The organism is uncultured Enterovirga sp., assembly GCF_964242715.1.
In the GTDB taxonomy this organism is placed as follows: domain Bacteria; phylum Pseudomonadota; class Alphaproteobacteria; order Rhizobiales; family Beijerinckiaceae; genus Enterovirga.
Genome location: NZ_CAXTAZ010000001.1, coordinates 61,451 through 77,280, shown reverse-complemented (window position 1 = coordinate 77,280; position 15,830 = coordinate 61,451). Strand labels below are relative to the sequence as shown.

The 15,830-nt window shown below is 69.7% G+C and carries 20 protein-coding genes and 1 pseudogene; 16 read left to right on the top strand and 5 right to left on the bottom strand.

From position 1 onward, the window contains the following. Nucleotides 1–26: 26 nt before the first annotated feature. From rpmA to proB, 6 genes are all read left to right on the top strand, one after another. Nucleotides 27–314, top strand: coding sequence for a 50S ribosomal protein L27 (gene rpmA, locus ACFE87_RS00400; RefSeq protein ID WP_375457612.1), 288 nt, complete (start codon nucleotides 27–29; stop codon nucleotides 312–314). A 178-nt stretch (nucleotides 315–492) separates the two neighbouring features. Beyond that, nucleotides 493–1,125, top strand: a complete 633-nt coding sequence (locus tag ACFE87_RS00395) for a GNAT family N-acetyltransferase (protein ID WP_375457611.1) — start codon at nucleotides 493–495, stop codon at nucleotides 1,123–1,125. 68 nt (nucleotides 1,126–1,193) lie between these two features. Beyond that, nucleotides 1,194–2,237, top strand: coding sequence for a GTPase ObgE (gene obgE / locus ACFE87_RS00390; RefSeq protein WP_375457610.1), 1,044 nt, complete (start codon nucleotides 1,194–1,196; stop codon nucleotides 2,235–2,237). 90 nt (nucleotides 2,238–2,327) lie between these two features. Next, nucleotides 2,328–2,585 carry a type II toxin-antitoxin system VapB family antitoxin gene (locus ACFE87_RS00385; protein WP_375457609.1) on the top strand — a complete coding sequence of 86 codons (258 nt, stop codon included), beginning with the start codon at nucleotides 2,328–2,330 and terminating at the stop codon, nucleotides 2,583–2,585. Continuing rightward, nucleotides 2,582–2,980, top strand: a complete 399-nt coding sequence (locus tag ACFE87_RS00380; protein ID WP_375457608.1) for a type II toxin-antitoxin system VapC family toxin — start codon at nucleotides 2,582–2,584, stop codon at nucleotides 2,978–2,980. The genes ACFE87_RS00385 and ACFE87_RS00380 overlap by 4 nt, the downstream gene beginning before the upstream one ends. Continuing rightward, nucleotides 2,977–4,098, top strand: a complete 1,122-nt coding sequence (proB, locus tag ACFE87_RS00375; RefSeq protein WP_375457607.1) for a glutamate 5-kinase — start codon at nucleotides 2,977–2,979, stop codon at nucleotides 4,096–4,098. Before ACFE87_RS00380 ends, proB begins: the two co-directional genes overlap by 4 nt. Before the next feature lie 17 nt (nucleotides 4,099–4,115). Here proB and ACFE87_RS00370 read toward each other — a convergent pair whose 3' ends face one another. Further along, entirely contained in the window at nucleotides 4,116–4,421 is a 306-nt protein-coding gene (locus tag ACFE87_RS00370) for a type II toxin-antitoxin system RelE/ParE family toxin (RefSeq protein WP_375457606.1), read from the bottom strand. Further along, complete coding sequence (locus ACFE87_RS00365; RefSeq protein ID WP_375457605.1) at nucleotides 4,411–4,698, bottom strand: type II toxin-antitoxin system ParD family antitoxin; 288 nt, start codon at nucleotides 4,696–4,698, stop codon at nucleotides 4,411–4,413. The genes ACFE87_RS00370 and ACFE87_RS00365 overlap by 11 nt, the downstream gene beginning before the upstream one ends. 239 nt (nucleotides 4,699–4,937) lie before the next feature. Between ACFE87_RS00365 and ACFE87_RS00360 the strand changes: the two genes are divergently transcribed. The 8 genes from ACFE87_RS00360 (at nucleotide 4,938) to ACFE87_RS00325 (ending at nucleotide 12,557) form a co-directional block, all read left to right on the top strand. Beyond that, entirely contained in the window at nucleotides 4,938–6,185 is a 1,248-nt protein-coding gene (locus ACFE87_RS00360) for a glutamate-5-semialdehyde dehydrogenase (RefSeq protein WP_375457813.1), read from the top strand. 47 nt (nucleotides 6,186–6,232) lie between these two features. Next, nucleotides 6,233–6,814 carry a nicotinate-nucleotide adenylyltransferase gene (locus ACFE87_RS00355; protein WP_375457812.1) on the top strand — a complete coding sequence of 194 codons (582 nt, stop codon included), beginning with the start codon at nucleotides 6,233–6,235 and terminating at the stop codon, nucleotides 6,812–6,814. 152 nt (nucleotides 6,815–6,966) lie between these two features. Continuing rightward, a complete protein-coding gene (gene rsfS, locus ACFE87_RS00350; protein ID WP_375457811.1) occupies nucleotides 6,967–7,302 on the top strand; it encodes a ribosome silencing factor in 336 nt (111 codons plus the stop codon). 6 nt (nucleotides 7,303–7,308) lie between these two features. Beyond that, nucleotides 7,309–7,800, top strand: coding sequence for a 23S rRNA (pseudouridine(1915)-N(3))-methyltransferase RlmH (rlmH, locus tag ACFE87_RS00345; protein ID WP_375457604.1), 492 nt, complete (start codon nucleotides 7,309–7,311; stop codon nucleotides 7,798–7,800). Continuing rightward, on the top strand, nucleotides 7,797–9,134 hold the full coding sequence (locus tag ACFE87_RS00340) for a murein hydrolase activator EnvC family protein (protein WP_375457603.1): 1,338 nt from the start codon (nucleotides 7,797–7,799) through the stop codon (nucleotides 9,132–9,134). The genes rlmH and ACFE87_RS00340 overlap by 4 nt, the downstream gene beginning before the upstream one ends. Next, a complete protein-coding gene (locus tag ACFE87_RS00335) occupies nucleotides 9,134–10,480 on the top strand; it encodes a S41 family peptidase (protein WP_375457602.1) in 1,347 nt (448 codons plus the stop codon). The genes ACFE87_RS00340 and ACFE87_RS00335 overlap by 1 nt, the downstream gene beginning before the upstream one ends. A gap of 308 nt (nucleotides 10,481–10,788) precedes the next feature. Continuing rightward, entirely contained in the window at nucleotides 10,789–12,021 is a 1,233-nt protein-coding gene (locus ACFE87_RS00330) for a divergent polysaccharide deacetylase family protein (RefSeq protein ID WP_375457601.1), read from the top strand. Further along, complete coding sequence (locus ACFE87_RS00325) at nucleotides 12,018–12,557, top strand: RNA pyrophosphohydrolase (RefSeq protein ID WP_375457600.1); 540 nt, start codon at nucleotides 12,018–12,020, stop codon at nucleotides 12,555–12,557. Before ACFE87_RS00330 ends, ACFE87_RS00325 begins: the two co-directional genes overlap by 4 nt. A 149-nt stretch (nucleotides 12,558–12,706) precedes the next feature. Here the strand turns inward: ACFE87_RS00325 and ACFE87_RS00320 are convergent, their stop codons facing one another. After that, nucleotides 12,707–13,339 carry a helix-turn-helix transcriptional regulator gene (locus tag ACFE87_RS00320; protein ID WP_375457599.1) on the bottom strand — a complete coding sequence of 211 codons (633 nt, stop codon included), beginning with the start codon at nucleotides 13,337–13,339 and terminating at the stop codon, nucleotides 12,707–12,709. 162 nt (nucleotides 13,340–13,501) lie between these two features. Here ACFE87_RS00320 and ACFE87_RS00315 point away from each other — a divergent pair. Further along, nucleotides 13,502–13,840 (top strand): annotated as a pseudogene (locus ACFE87_RS00315) (DUF952 domain-containing protein); the annotation flags it as partial. A gap of 138 nt (nucleotides 13,841–13,978) precedes the next feature. Further along, nucleotides 13,979–14,287, top strand: coding sequence for a PaaI family thioesterase (locus tag ACFE87_RS00310; protein WP_375457810.1), 309 nt, complete (start codon nucleotides 13,979–13,981; stop codon nucleotides 14,285–14,287). 3 nt (nucleotides 14,288–14,290) lie between these two features. On the opposite strand, the gene ACFE87_RS00305 is transcribed toward ACFE87_RS00310, so the two are convergent. Next, nucleotides 14,291–14,554, bottom strand: a complete 264-nt coding sequence (locus ACFE87_RS00305; RefSeq protein WP_375457598.1) for a DUF6460 domain-containing protein — start codon at nucleotides 14,552–14,554, stop codon at nucleotides 14,291–14,293. A gap of 26 nt (nucleotides 14,555–14,580) precedes the next feature. After that, nucleotides 14,581–15,801: a glycosyltransferase family 4 protein gene (locus tag ACFE87_RS00300; protein WP_375457597.1), complete on the bottom strand. Its 1,221-nt coding sequence runs from the start codon at nucleotides 15,799–15,801 to the stop codon at nucleotides 14,581–14,583. Between the last annotated feature and the right edge of the window lie 29 nt (nucleotides 15,802–15,830).

Below are 15,830 nucleotides of genomic sequence, written 5' to 3'. Positions count from 1 at the left end.
CACGCTCAAGTTCAAGGACACGCGTCATGGCACACAAGAAAGCAGGCGGCTCCTCCCGCAACGGCCGCGATTCCGACGGTCGTCGTCTCGGCGTCAAGAAGTTCGGCGATCAACAGGTGATCTCCGGCAACATCATCGTGCGCCAGCGCGGCACCAAGTTCCACCCGGGCGTGAATGTCGGCATGGGCAAAGACCATACGTTGTTCGCGACCGCCGAGGGCCGAGTACGCTTTCTCACGAAAGCGGGCCGAGCCTTCGTCTCGGTGGTCCGGGCCGCGGATGCGACCATTCCCGCCCAGCAGGCGGCAGAGTAACGGCGGAGACCCTGACGAAGGAGCCTCCGCCGGTCCCACGGAACCGGCGGAACGAGCTCCGACAGACCGTCACGGTCTAAGCTCCGATCCGAAGGGGAGGTGGGTCCAACCACCTCCCCTTCGTCGTCTCAAGGACCCCGGCCAGATCGGCTCGGGTCTCAAGGATCGGAGCAGCGGCATGTTTCCCGACCTCACGCGTGATGACGTCTTCCGGCTCGAGACCCGCCGGCTCTGGCTGCGATGGCCGCGCCAGGCCGATGCGCCGGCGATCGTACGTCTCGCCGGCGAGAAAGCCGTGGCCGAGATGACGTCGCACGTTCCGCACCCCTACGGTCCCGAGGACGCGACGGCCTTCGTTCTCGCGACCCGCCGGGCCAATGCGGAAGGGGCGGGGCTGACGCTCGCGATCACGCCGAATCGTGAGCCAACCCGGCTGATCGGCACGGTCCGGATCGGGGTCCTGCCCTCGGAGAACCGGCCCTCGCTCGGCTATTGGTTGGGTTCGCCGCATTGGGGGGACGGGCTCGCGACGGAGGCGGCCCGCGCCATGATCGACTCTTTCTTCGCCTATACGAACGGCGACGAACTCCACGCGAGCGCGCGCGTCATCAACGGGGCCTCGCGGCGGGTCATCGAGAAGTGCGGCTTCAACGCGACCGGATCGGGCCTCCAGGCTTTTCCGGCGCGGGGCGGCGTCTTTCCGGTCGACACGTTCCGGCTCGACCGGCGCACCTGGGCAAGCTTCAAGGCGTGGTCGAGCACCGGCTTCGTGCCGCAAGGCCGGCATGAGGAATGGGCGCACGCCCATTAACGAAAAGACGGCCCGGCCCTTCGGCCGGGCCGTTGTCCCGACGGGTCGGGCACCCTAGCTGAAGCGACATGAAATTCCTGGACGAGGCCAAGATCTACATCGCGTCGGGCGGCGGCGGTAACGGCTGCGTCGCGTTCCGGCGCGAGAAGTTCATCGAGTTTGGGGGACCGAACGGGGGCGATGGCGGCCAGGGCGGCGACGTTTGGGCGGAGGGCGTCGACGGGCTGAACACGCTCGTCGACTATCGCTTTCGGCAGCATTTCAAGGCCGAGCGCGGCCAGCACGGCATGGGCCAGAACCGGGCCGGCCACAACGGCGAGGACGCGATCCTCCGCCTCCCTGCCGGGACCGAGATCCTGGACGAGGACGGCGAGACGCTGATCGCCGAGATCCTCGAGGTCGGGCAGCGGGTCCGCCTCCTCAAGGGCGGCAACGGCGGCTTTGGCAACGCTCATTTCAAAAGCTCGACGAACCAGGCCCCGCGCCGCGCCAATCCGGGCCAGGATGCGCAGGAGCGCTGGATCCGGCTCCGCCTCAAGCTGATCGCCGATGCGGGGCTCGTCGGCCTGCCGAATGCCGGAAAGTCGACCTTCCTGGCGACCGTGACGTCGGCCAAGCCGAAGATCGCCGATTACCCCTTCACGACGCTGCACCCCGGCCTTGGCGTGGTTCGGTCGGACGCACGCGAATTCGTGCTCGCCGACATTCCAGGCCTGATCGAGGGCGCGCATGAGGGCGCGGGGCTCGGCGACCGCTTCCTCGGCCATGTGGAGCGCTGCCGCGTCCTTCTCCATCTCGTCGACGGCACGTCCGAGGATCCGGGCGAGGCCTACCGTGTCGTGCGGGGCGAGCTCGAAGCTTATGGCCACGAGCTCGCGGCCAAGTCGGAGATCGTGGCGCTGAGCAAGGTCGATGCGCTCGATCCGGAACTCCGGGTCGAGCGGCTGGCCAGGCTCGCCGAGGCGTGCGGAAGCGAGCCGCTCGCGCTGTCCTCCGCCTCGGGCGAGGGCGTTGCCGACGCGCTTCGGCGGTTGTGGGACATGATCGCGGCGACCCGCGAGGCAAGCCGGACGGAACAGGTCCGGGCCGCGGAGCCGACCTGGCATCCTTGAGCGCTGGCCCGCTCTCGCTGCCCATTGAACGGGCGGTCTAGGCTTGCTAGCTCTTGACGGATGAAAGCTAGCAAGCAGCGCCAACTCAACGTGAGAAGCGACGAGGCGTATGCCCGGGCGTCGGACCTCGCGCGGCGTTTCCACAAAACCACGACAGAGATCGTGCTGGACGCATTGCGGGCCTATTCCGAGAAGACCGACGCTCGTGACGAACTCGGGCTGACCGCCGACCAGCGGGCGGATTATGAGGCAATTAGAACCCTCGCTCGCCAGACCGGAAAGCACGCGCCGCCCGATCTCACGTCCGATCACGGCTGGCTCTATGACGAGAAGGGGCTGCCGACGTGATCGCCGTCGACACCTCTGCCATCGTCGCCATCGCTCTCGAAGAGCCCGAGGAGAGGCGCTACATCATCGAGATTGCGTCGCGCGGGGCCATCATCGGGACAACCACGCTCGTTGAGACCAGCACGGTCCTGAGCCGGCTGGACGAGCCGGTCGCGAACGGTTTCCTGACGGGGCTCCTTCAAGCGAGAAGCGTCCGGACTGTCGATTTCTCGCGGGAGATGTTCGAGGCGGCTCGGGACGCCTACCGCCGATACGGCAAGGGCCAGGGTCACCCGGCGCAGCTGAATTTCGGAGACTGCCTGTCATATGCCGTGGCGAAGGTTTGCGGCGTCCCTTTGCTGTTCAAGGGCAATGACTTCTCCCGGACCGACATCGTGCCGGCCTACACTCCGTGACCCCCGCCCTCTCGCAATTCCGCCGCGTCGTCCTGAAGGTCGGCTCGGCCCTCCTCGTCGACCGCGCCCGGTCGCGGCTGAACCATGCCTGGCTGGCGGCGCTCGCCGAGGACGTGGCCGACCTGCATGGCCGGGGCGTGGACGTGCTCGTCGTGTCCTCCGGCGCGATCGCGCTCGGACGCACCGTGCTCGGCTTCGGGTCCGGGTCGCTCCGACTCGAGGAGAGCCAGGCGGCGGCTGCGGTCGGGCAAATCGCGCTCGCCCGGATCTGGTCGGAGATGCTGGCCCACCATGCGATCACGGCCGGGCAGATCCTGGTCACGCTGGCCGACACGGAGGAGCGCCGCCGCTATCTCAACGCGCGCGCGACGCTGACGAAGCTCCTTGAGTTGCGGGCGGTCCCGGTCGTGAACGAGAACGACACGGTCGCGACGAGCGAGATCCGCTATGGCGACAACGACCGGCTCGCGGCCCGCGTCGCGACGATGATCGGGGCCGACCTCCTGGTCCTCTTCTCCGATGTCGACGGCCTCTACACGGCCCCGCCCGCGAGCGACCCCGACGCGCGCCACGTCCCGAGTGTCGAGCGGATCACGCCAGCGATCGAGGCGATGGCGGGCGGCGCCGCCTCCGCCCTCTCGCGCGGCGGCATGCGGACGAAGATCGAGGCCGGCAAGATCGCGACTGCCGGCGGCACGCACATGCTGATCGCCGACGGTCGGCCCAAGAACCCGCTCCGGCAGGTCGCCGAGGGCGCGCGCTGCACCTGGTTCCTGACCCCGTCCTCGCCCGCCACGGCCCGCAAGACCTGGATCGCCGGTGCGCTCGAGCCGCGCGGGACGCTGCTCGTCGATGAGGGAGCGGCCCGGGCGCTGCGCGGCGGCGCGAGCCTCCTGCCGGTCGGCGTCACGGCCCTGTCGGGAGATTTTGCGCGGGGCGATTCCGTGCTCCTGCGCGATCCGCATGGCGGCATCGTCGGCCGCGGTCTCGTCGCCTATGATGCCGAGGATGCCGCGCGGGTGATCGGGCGATCGAGCCGCGAGATCGAGCAGATCCTCGGCAACGCCGGCCGCTCCGAGATGATCCACCGCGACGACCTCGTTCTCGCGCTCGGGTAGCGGGTCCGCTCGTCGGTCTACCGTCCGAGCAGTCCGCCTGTATCCCGGCCGCCGTAGAAGATGCCGAGGATCGTCACGGACGTGTCCTCGACCACGAAGGCGATGGTGACGCGGCGATCAAAGCCGATGCTGCGCAGGCCCGGCCTCAGATGGGCATGGCTCGTGCCTTGTTCCGGGATGTCGGCAAGGCGCATGCACCTGTCTACAATACGATCCGTGTAGCCTTCCGCCACCAGATGGCTGCCTGTTCTATCGAGGATGTAGTCGTGCAGTCGGACGATCTCTGCCTCTGCGGCAGGATCGAAGCGGACGTCACGCCTCATGCCGGCGCGAACGGCTCAGGGCGAAATGCTGCTGAAGGCGATCGGTCAGCGCTGTCGCGGTCAGAGCCCGGGACGGATCGACGACATGGGCGTCGTAGACCGCTATCACCTCGGTTCGAAGCCACTCGTCGAGGTCCGTGTCACGAGAATCGAGAGCCTTCAGGCTCTCGCGGACGAGATCTCCGTCGCTTTCGTAGCGACCTGTCGCGACCTTCGACCGGATGGCCTGCACGACGTCCGACGGAAGAGAGAGACTGACCGTCTTGGGAAGGGGCATGGCATTCTCCATCACCACCTTAGCATGGATTGTTCGGCGGTAGAGCAACCTCTCCAAGGCGCAGTCGGCAGGCGGTGGGCTCCATCGACCGCCTGTCTTCCTCGTGGCGCGATCCCGCGCCCTCATGCTAGAGAGCCGCTCTTCCGGCGCCCGAGGAGACGAGGCGGATCATGACCATCGCGCTGACGCTCCCGACCTTCAACGCGATAGGCGCTGGGCCGAACCTGCCGGTCGCCGAGATGATGCAGGATCTCGGCCGGCGCGCGCAGGTCGCGTCCCGCCGGCTGGCGCTTGCCGGCCCCAACGACAAGCGGCGCGCGCTGCGGGCCATCGCGGCCGGCATCGCGGCGGCCCGCCCGGCGATCCTCGCCGCAAACGCGCTCGACCTTGCCGATGCGCGGGCAGCCGGGCGTCCCGCGGCTTTCATCGATCGGCTCGCGCTCGATTCCGGCCGCGTCGCCGCGATGGCCCGCTCGGTCGCCGAGATCGCGGACCTTCCTGATCCCGTCGGACGGGTGCTGGCCACCATCGAACGCCCGAACGGCCTCCTGATCGAGCGCGTGGCGACGCCGCTCGGCGTCATTGGCGTGATTTTCGAGAGCCGGCCGAATGTCACGGCGGATGCCGGCGCCCTCTGCCTGATGGCCGGCAATGCCGCGATCCTGCGGGCCGGGTCCGAGACCTTCCGGACCGCCTCGGCGATCGCCGATGCGATCGGGCGGGGCCTCGCTGAGGCCGGGCTGCCGGCCGATGCCGTCCTGCTCGTGCCGACCCGCGACCGCGAGGCCGTGGGTGCCATGCTGGCCGGCCTCGACGGCGCGATCGACGTCATCGTGCCCCGCGGCGGCCGGAACCTCGTCGCCCGCGTCCAGGCCGAGGCGCGGGTGCCGGTCTTCGCTCATCTGGAAGGCCTCAATCACGTTTTCGTCCACGCCGCAGCCGATCCTGGCATGGCGCGCGAGATCGTCGTGAATGCCAAGATGCGCCGGACTGGCGTCTGCGGCTCGGCGGAGACGCTGCTCGTCGACCGGACCGGCGCCGACACGCATCTGCGTCCGTTGATCGCCGCCCTCATCGCTGCCGGCTGCGAGGTCCGGGGCGACGCGGATGCGATTGCGGCCGACCGCCGGGTCGAGGCGGCGACCGAGGAGGATTGGCGGACCGAGTATCTCGAGGCCGTGATCGCTGTCCGGGTGGTGGATGGCCTCGACGGCGCCCTCGACCACATCGCGCGCTACGGCTCCCACCACACCGATGCGATCGTGACGGCTGATCAGGCAGCGGCCGAGCGGTTCCTGGCCGAGGTGGATTCGGCGATCGTGCTGCATAACGCCTCCACCCAATTCGCCGATGGCGGCGAGTTCGGTTTCGGCGCCGAGATCGGGATCGCGACGGGCCGGATGCATGCGCGCGGCCCGGTCGGCGTCGAGCAGCTCACCTCGTTCAAATACCGCGTGCGCGGGTCCGGCCAGATCCGGCCCGTATGAAGACCGGGGCCGGGCGGCCCATCCGCCTGCCGCCCTATGGGCCCGGGATGCGGATCGGGCTCTATGGCGGCAGCTTCGACCCGGCCCATGCCGGCCATCGCCATGTCGCGCTGACGGCCCTTCGTCGGCTCGGGCTCGACCGGGTCTGGTGGACGGTGACGCCGGGCAACCCGCTGAAGGACCGAAGCCGGCTCGCCTCCAGGCCGGAGCGGCTGGCCGCGACCCGCGACGTGGCTCGTCATCCCCGCATGGCCGTGACCGACATCGACGGGGCGATTGGGGCCGTGTTCACGGTCGATACGCTCCGCTTTCTCCTCCGACGCTGCCCAGGGGTGCGATTCTGCTGGATCATGGGAGCCGATAGCCTGGTCGGGTTTCACCGGTGGCGGTCCTGGCGCGAGATCGCCTCGCTAGTCCCCTTCGCCGTGGTCGACCGGCCCGGCTGGACGTTGCGCGCACCCCATTCGCCCGCGGCCGTTGCGCTCGCCGAGGCCCGCCTTCCTGAGGAGGTTGCCTCCGACCTCGTCGATCGTCACGCCCCGGCCTGGACCTTCCTGCACGGCCCGCGCTCCACGCTGTCCTCGACGGCTCTTCGGGATAAGTTACGTCCTCACCCGGCCAAGAGTTGAAATTCGCGCGACCGTCACCTTATCTTCGTGGTGCGGCGGCTTCTCTGTTGCCGCTGTCGGAGATCACAGAGCTGAACGAACTTCTCCTGCCGGTGTCGACCGTGCACGCGCCTCCCCCTCCCGTCGGAGCCGAGGTACCTCCACCCGCGGACGTGAAGACGCTGGCGCTCGCGTCGCTGGACGACATGAAAGCCGAGGATGTCGTCGACATCGACCTCGTCGGGCGTACCTCCATCGCCGACTCGATGATCATCGCGACGGGCCGCTCGCAGCGCCATGTCGGGTCCATCGCCGACAAGGTCGTGCAATCGCTGAAGGAGCATGGCTTCGGTCGCGTCCGGATCGAGGGCATGCCGGCCTGCGACTGGGTTCTGATCGATGCCGGCCACGTCATCGTCCACGTATTCCGGCCCGAGGTGCGGGGCTTCTACAATCTCGAGAAGATGTGGGGCGCGGATCGGCCGCTCGATCTCGTCGCCGCCAGCTGATTCGGGTTGCGACTCCAGGTCATCGCGGTCGGACGCCTGAAGGCGGGACCGGAGCGGGACCTGGTGCTGCGCTACCACGCGCGGTCGGCTGCCCTGGCGCGGGGCCTCGGTTTTAGCGGGCCCGACCTCCTGGAACTGCCCGAAGGGCGCGGCCGCCGGGCGGAGGAGCGCCAGGTCGACGAAGCCGCACGCATCCGCGATCGGGCCGGTGGGTCACACCTCTGGATCCTCGACGAAGCGGCCTCGTCGCCGACCAGCGACGACGTGGCCATGCGGCTGGGACAAACGCGGGACGCTGGCCGGTCCGCGCTGGCCCTGGTGATCGGCGGGCCCGACGGACTCCTTCCCGCCCTCAAGGCCGAGGCAGCTTGGGCGCTGTCTTTCGGCCGGATGACGCTGCCGAATCAGCTCGTGCGGGTCCTGGCGCTCGAGCAGCTCTATCGAGCTTTCACCATAATCACCGGCCATCCCTACCACCGGAGCGGGGGCGAGGCATGACGCGGGCGAGGCTGGCATGGGCCGCGTCGCTGGTCGCGCTGCTTTCGGCCGCCGGGACCGCCCTGCCGCAAGATGCCCCGTCGGGTCCGGCGCTCGAATCGCCGGCGCCGGCCGGTGCGGCCGAGCGGGCGCAGCGCGAGGACGCCCTCCGCATCCTGGAGCAAAGGGCGCGGCAGAGCGGGGAGTCCCGCCGACGCCTCGAGGCCGAAATCGCGGCCATCAGATCGGACAGGCCGAAACTCTCCGCAGCCCTGCTCGACGCCGCCGCGCGCGCGCGCGCGGCCGAGGAACGGGCGCGCACCGCCGAGCGGCGGCTCGATTCGCTGCTGGCCGGCGAGGCCGATCTTCGCCGCTCGCTTGCGGACCGTCGCGGGCTGATCGCTGAGGTTCTGGCGGCTCTGCAGAGGATGGGTCGCAATCCGGCCCCGGCCTTGCTTCTCCGGGCCGAGGACATCCTCGAAGCCGTACGGGCCGCGACCATGCTGGGAGCCGTGATGCCGGGATTGCGCGAACAGGCGCGCGTTCTCGCGACCGACCTCGCCGAGCTCGTGCGCTTTCGGGAGGCGATCCTGGCCGACCGGCTCGCGCTCGATTCCGAATTCGTGGCGCTGGCGGGCGAGCGCGACCGGCTGGCCGTGCTGATTCAGGCCCGGCAGGAGCGCCTGGCCGCCGCCGAGGGCGCGATCGGCAACGAACGCTCCCGCGCCGAGAGCCTGGGCGCAGAGGCCCGGACCCTGCGCGAGCTGATCGACCGCATGGAGGGGGAGGCCTCCCGCGAGCGGCGTGCGGCCGAGGAGGCCCGTGCGGCGACCGACGTCGAGGCCAGGCAGGCCCGGGAGCGGTTCGCGGCGGCGGCGGCTCGCGATCCCGTGCGCCTCACCCCGCGGCAGCCTTTCGCGGAAACGCGTGGGCTCCTGATCCGTCCGGCCGCGGGTTCGACCTTGCGGGATTTCGGTGCTCCGGACGGGAGCGGCGGCGTCCTGCGGGGGAGCGCGCTCGCGACGCGGCCTCGCGCCGTGGTCACCACGCCCGCCGATGGCTGGATCGTGTTCGCCGGGCCCTTCCGGTCCTATGGACGACTCTTGATCATCAACGCCGGTGGCGGCTACTATCTGTTGTTGGCCGGCATGGACCAGATCAACGTCCGAATCGGCCAGTTCGTCCTGGCCGGAGAGCCGGTCGGACAGATGGGCGAGGTTGCGGCAGCCTCTGCGGCTTTGGGCGTCGTTGAGGCTGACGGGCCTGTTCTCTATGTAGAATTGCGTAAGGATGGGAATCCGATCGATTCCGGTCCCTGGTGGGCGAAGTCTCAGGCCGAAAGGGCTCGTGGGTGATGCGCAGATTTTCTCTCGTTCTGGTTGGTGCTGCCATCGGCGCCGGCGCTGCGACCGTCGCATCGCAAACCCACCTCCTCTCGTCGACGGCCGCGGTGGCGGCCTCGGCCGAGACCTATCGCCAGCTGAGCCTGTTCGGCGACGTCTTCGAGAAGGTTCGGACCGACTATGTCGAGAAGCCGGACGAGGGGAAGCTGATCGAGGCGGCCGTGAACGGCATGCTGGCCTCGCTCGATCCGCATTCCTCCTACATGGACCGGAAGAGCTTCCGTGACATGCAGGTCCAGACCTCCGGCCAGTTCGGCGGGCTCGGGATCGAAGTCACGATGGAAGAGGGCCTGATCAAGGTCGTCACCCCCATCGACGAGACGCCCGCCGCCAAGGCCGGGATCATGGCCAACGACGTCATCGTGCAGATCGAGGACGACCAGGTGCAGGGCCTGACCCTGAACCAGGCTGTCGACAAGATGCGCGGACCCGTGAACACCCCGGTGCGCCTGAAGATCCAGCGCGCCGGCCGGGAGGCGTTCGAGGTCACCCTGACCCGCGACGTCATCCGGATCCGTCCCGTCCGGTCGCGCGTCGAGGGCGATGTCGGCTTCCTGCGCGTCACGCAGTTCAACGAGCAGACCTTCGAGGGCCTTCGCACCCAGGTGGACAAGCTCACGACCGATATCGGCGCCGACAAGCTCAAGGGCTTCGTGATCGACCTCCGCAACAACCCGGGCGGGTTGCTCGACCAGGCGATCATGGTCTCCGACGCCTTCCTCGACCGTGGCGAGATCGTCTCGACCCGGGGCCGGAACTCGGAAGAGAACCAGCGCTTCAACGCCAAGTCGGGCGACCTCACCAAGGGCAAGCCGCTCGTGGTGCTGATCAATGGCGGGTCGGCCTCGGCCTCCGAGATCGTCGCGGGTGCGCTCCAGGATCACAAGCGGGCGCTCGTCATGGGCACCCGTTCCTTCGGCAAGGGCTCGGTCCAGACCGTGATCCCGCTCGGTCCCAACGGCGCGGTCCGCCTCACCACCGCGCGCTACTACACGCCGGCCGGCCGCTCCATCCAGGCCAAGGGCATCGATCCCGACCAGGAGGTGCTGCAGGACATCCCGGACGAGTTGAAGGGCAAGGACGAAACCAAGGGCGAGGCCGGGCTGCGCGGGCATCTGAAGAACGGCGAGGAGAAGGGCGGCTCGTCGGCCTATGTCCCGCCGGATCCGACCAAGGACAAGCAGCTCATCGCGGCGCTCGAACACCTGCGCGGCACCCGCAAGGGCGCCGCAAACACGACGCCCCCGCCCGAGGGCGCCGGCGGCCAGGACAGTTCGAAGCCCGCCGTTCCGAACTGAGTCGACGCGCCGCCTCGGCGCGTCGATCCCATAGACGCCCTTAAGCCGTTTCCCTGGCGGGGAGGGGCAGGGCAGGAGGTTTGGCAGCAGTCGAATCTCGTCCGGTTCACCGCTTAAGGGATGCGCGAAGCGGGCGACGCCTGCTGCTGTTTCTGCAAGCCATGTTTGCACGTTGCGCGCTCGGCGCTGAAGCGCCGGATGGTTAACCAAACCTCGCCATGATAATGCGGCCTGATTCGGCCGGAGCCGGCAGGCATGATCGCCGCCGGAGCTCCGGCGAGTTGCCCGAGGTGGCGGAGTCTCGACCATTGAACCCGGCCGCAAACGAACTCACGGCCCCTCTCGGGCTCGGGCCGGTGCGCGTTCCACGCTTCGGGCGCGCAACGGCGGTCGCAGCGAACCGGGTCGCGACCTGCCTCGCCGCCTTGGCCGGCGCGGCTTTTCTCGCGGCGGCCATCTACGGCGACACGCACGGGGGGCGCCCCTCCGTCCGCACGCCGATCGTGGCCGAGGCTCCAGCCGAGCCGGCCAAGGCGTCTCGGAAGGTTGCCAGCCAGATCGCATCGCAGGATGGACCGTCGGCCGGGGCCGACCCATCCCGCCGCGACGCCGTCACGGTCGAGACCGAATCCGGCGTTTCAGTCGTGCGTCCGGACGGAACCTCCGCACCTGGGTCGATCGTAGTCCGGGTTCCCGACGCGGAACCTGCCCGGGCGAATCCGGACGCCGATCCTCGCCTTCTGGAAAAGGGCCGCAGCGGAGCGCTGCCGCGCCTCGGCCCCGGCGGCCTGCGGCCGCTCGACGCCTACGCCCGCCCGGTCGGCGAGTTGCCCGGAGGGGCCAAGCCGGTGGGCCGCATCGCGATCGTGATCGGCGGCCTCGGCATCAGCGTGACTGCGACCGAGGACGCGGTCTCGCGCCTGCCCGCGCCCGTGACCCTCGCCTTCGCCCCCTACGGCGAGGATCTGCCACGCCTCGCCGGCCGTGCCCGGGCGAACGGGCACGAGATCATGCTGCAGATCCCGATGGAGCCGTTCGACTATCCGGACAGCGATCCCGGCCCACACACCCTGCTGTCGGCCGCGAAACCGGCCGAGAACATCGATCACCTGCACTGGTCCATGGGCCGCTTTACGGGCTATGTGGGGCTCATGAATTACATGGGCGCCAAGGTGACCTCGGACGAGCGCGCGCTTGCCCCTTTGCTGCGGGAAGCAGGCCAGCGCGGGCTGGGCGTGCTCGACGACGGCTCCTCGTCACGGTCCCTCGTCACGGCGGTCGCCGGCGCGACACCGGCCGCGCGCGCCGACCTGGTCCTCGATGCCGTGCCCCGGGCCGACATGATCGACAAGGCGCTCGCCCGGCTCGAGACCATCGCGGCCTCGGGCCGGATCGCGACCGCGACCGCGAGCGCGCTCCCGGTCACGATGGACCGGATCGCACGCTGGTCTGAGGGCCTGGCGGCGCGCCGCATCCTGCTGGTCCCGGTCAGCGCGGCGCTGACGCAGGCACAGGCCTCGCGCGAGGTCCCGAGCCGGTGAGCCGGCGCCACGGGCGGCCTCCGAACGCGGACCTGCCATATCGTCCCTGCGTCGGGATCGCGCTCTTCAACCGCGACGGGCTCGTTTTCCTGGGCCGCCGGCGGCAGGATGCCGGCCCCGAACATGTCGATGCGGACGGGCGTTCCTGGCAGATGCCGCAAGGCGGGATCAACCCGGGCGAGGAGCCCTATGCGGCGGCGCTGCGCGAACTCTACGAGGAGACGAGCGTCAGCTCGGTGGAATTCCTGGCCGAGGCGCCGGACTGGTATACCTACGACCTGCCCGCGCCGATCGCCGGGCAGGTCTGGCGCGGCCGCTACCGCGGCCAGATGCAGAGATGGTTCGCCTTCCGCTTCACGGGCTCCGACGACGAGATCGAGATCGCCTCGCCCGGCGGCGGGCGGCACAAGGCCGAGTTCGACGGCTGGCGCTGGGAGCCGCTGCGAAACCTGCCCGGTCTGATCATTCCCTTCAAACGGCCGGTCTACGAGAATGTCGTCGCGGCTTTCGGGCATCTGGCCGGGGCGGCGGAGTAGAAGACGCCGTCATTCCGGGGCCGCGAAGCGGAACCCGGAAACCATGAAAGCGCGCCATCAGGGGAGCGTGCCATCAGGGAAGCGATCCACGGGCCGGGCGAGTCGTGGGTTCCGGGTTCTCGCTTCGCGAGCCCCGGAATGACGATCGGCTATTGCCGCGCCCACATGATGCGGCCCATCCAGTCGATCGAGGCGGCCGGGATGGTCCGGTCGGGATGGTCCGGGTTGAGCGAGGTGAGCTCGACGCCCTTGGCGCTTTTCCGCTTCAGCTCCTTCGCCATCACCTCGCCGTCCGTGGTGCGGACCACCACCCGGTCGCCCTTCCGGATCGCGGCGCTCCGGGACACGATCACGATGTCGCCCTCGCGGTAGAGCGGACGCATCGAATCGCCCTGCACCTCGAGCGCGAAGACGCGTTCGTTCGCGAGGTCCGGGAAGACGACCTCGTTCCAGCCAGGCCCACCGGCCGGCATCCCGTCATCCGAGAACAGGCGGCCCGCTCCGGCCTGGGCGAGGCCGATCAGCGGCACCTTGGACCGGGACGATCCCTCACCGGGATCGACGAGCCGCATGAACTCGTCGAGGCTCGCTCCCGTCGCGACCAGCACCTTGGCGATCGATTCCGTCGAGGGCCAGCGGTCGCGCCCGTCGGGTCCCTGGCGTTTCGAGCGATTGAAGCTCGTGGCGTCGAGGCCAGACTTTCGGGCGAGGCCCGAGGCCGACAGCCCGTAGCGCTCGGCGAGCTGGTCGATCGCGGTCCAGATGCGGGCATGGGAGAGCACGGTCGGGCCTCGTGCAGAGGAGGGAGAAGCCTAAATTGTACTAGGAAATTATACAGCAAGCAAGTGAGATGGCGATGTGGCGCGCATTCTCTTCCCGCTCTCGACCCGCCCGCTGCAGCCGCTAAGACGAGGACCTGCCGTCGCCCGCACGAAGGATACTGGATGCAGCTCGTCTACAAGATTTGCCCGGCCGCGCTCTGGCGCGAGGCCGGGCAGAGCGGGTCCTTTGCGGGTGCTCCGGTCGACCTCGCGGACGGGTACATCCACTTTTCGACCGCCGATCAGGTCGCCGAGACGGCGCACCGGCATTTCCGGGGCCAGGCCGACCTCCTCCTCGTCGCCGTCGACGCGGCGGCCCTCGGACACGCGTTGCGCTGGGAGCCCTCCCGGGGAGGGGACCTGTTTCCCCATCTCTACGGCCCGCTGCCGCTTTCGGCCGTCTCGTCCGTCGTTCCGCTGCCGATCTGGCCGGACGGCAGCCACGACGTCGAGGCGGCGCTTGCCGTCGATCCCGCGCGCCAGGCCGGGAGCTTCGATCCCGCCGGCGCCGGCTGGGTCCCGGGGCACGACGACGGCTTCGTCGGCCTCGTTGGTCCGCTCTGGACGAGGCCGGAGGGCGGCGGCGCGCGCTACGGCTTCCTGGCCGAACGCCGCCATCTGAACCGGGGCGGGGTCGTCCATGGCGGCATGGTGATGACCTTCGCCGACCAGGCGCTCGGCCTCGCGGCCTGGGCCGCGAACGGCGACCGGCCTCAGGTGACGATCCAGCTCGACACCCATTTCATCTCGAGCGTCCAGGCGGGCGAATTCGTCGAGGCGCGCTGCCGGGTCGTCCGGAAGACGAACGCGCTCCTGTTCATGCAGGGCGATCTCGCCGTCGGCGACCGGCTCGTCGCGACAGCCATGGGCGTCTGGAAGATGCGACGGGGCCGGCCGGGCGGAGCGTGACGTTCAGCGCCGCGCGCTCATCAGGCGAGACAGAAGCCAGAGCGGGATGACGATCATGGCGCCGGTCAGGATGTAGCGGCCGAAATCGTGGAAGGCGTCGAACCCGAGTTCCATCAGGGCGCGGAAGCCCTCGGTAACCCACCTGAGCAGCCCGAACGGCGTCAGGCCGATCGCAGCGAGGACGATCCCGACCAGCAGCGACAGGAACAGGAGCCTGAGCAGGACCGCGAGGGGCGACCCGCCCATCCAGCGCTCGAAAGTCGACATCCTGACCTCTCCCCGACGCCCGGCGCTCATCGGCGACGGAGCAGCGCGATATAGGTGTCGAGGGTGTCGGCCACCATCGTGTCCAGGGAGAAATGCCGCTCCACATGGGCGCGGGCCCGAGCCGCCATGGTGTCGCGGGCGCTGGCGCCGAGCGCGAGCGCGGCTTCGATCGCCTCGGCCAGCGCGGCCGCGTCGCCGGCTGGGACGCGCCATCCCGTGCGGGAGGAGGCCGGGGCGTCCGGCGGTGCGACCACGGTCTCGGGCACCGCGCCGAGATCGGAGACGACGACCGGGATGCCGAGCGCCTGCGCCTCGACGGCCGTGCGGCCGAAGGCTTCGGGCTCGGTCGACGGCACGGCCACGACTGACGCGGCCATGAAGGCGGCCGGCATGTCCTCGCAATGTCCGACCCGCCGGACGATGCCGTCGAGGCCGCGCGAGGCGACGAGCGCGTCGAGTTCCCGGGCGTAGCTCTCGCGGCCCTGCGGGTCGCCGGCCAGCACATAGGCGACGTCGGTTCGGCCGGCGGCCTGAAGCCGTGATGCGGCCTCGATCAGGACTTTCTGGCCCTTCCAACCGGTGAGCCGCGCGGCGAGGAGCACGATCCGCTCGTGCGGCGCGACGCCCCAGGCGCGCCGAAGGCCATCGACCCGGTCCGGCCCGACGGCGCCCGGGGAGAAACGCGTGAGGTCGGTGCCCCGATGGACGATGCGGATTCGGTCCGAAGCCGCGGGATAGACCGAGCGGATCAGCCCGGCCGTGTAGGCCGAATTCGCGATGACGGCGTCGCCCCGCGCCATCACCGAATTGTAGAGCCGTTTCGGCGGCGACCGGCCGGCATAGCTGCCGTGATAGGTCGTGACGAAGGGAATCCCGAGGGCACGGGCCGCACCGAGCCCGACCCAGGCCGGGGCGCGTGAGCGCGCGTGGATCAGGGCCGCGCCTTCGTCGTGGCCGATGCGGGCGAGACGGCGCACGTTGCGGAGCATGCTGAGCGGGTTCTTGGTCGCGGCCGGGAAGGGAACCCACTCGCCGCCTTTGCCCTGGAGTTCCCCGACGAGACGGCCGCCCTCGCTTGCCACGAGAGCCCGGGCACCCGCCGCCGCGAGCCCGGCGGCGACGTCGATCGCGGTCCGCTCCGCGCCTCCCGCATCGAGTTCGGGGATGATCTGGAGGATGCATACGCCTTCCAGCGGCGGAACGGATGCGCGCGGAAAGGCGGGACGGTGTCGCGGCGCGCTGTTCACAGGGCTATGAAGGGCTCGGAGACGTGGGC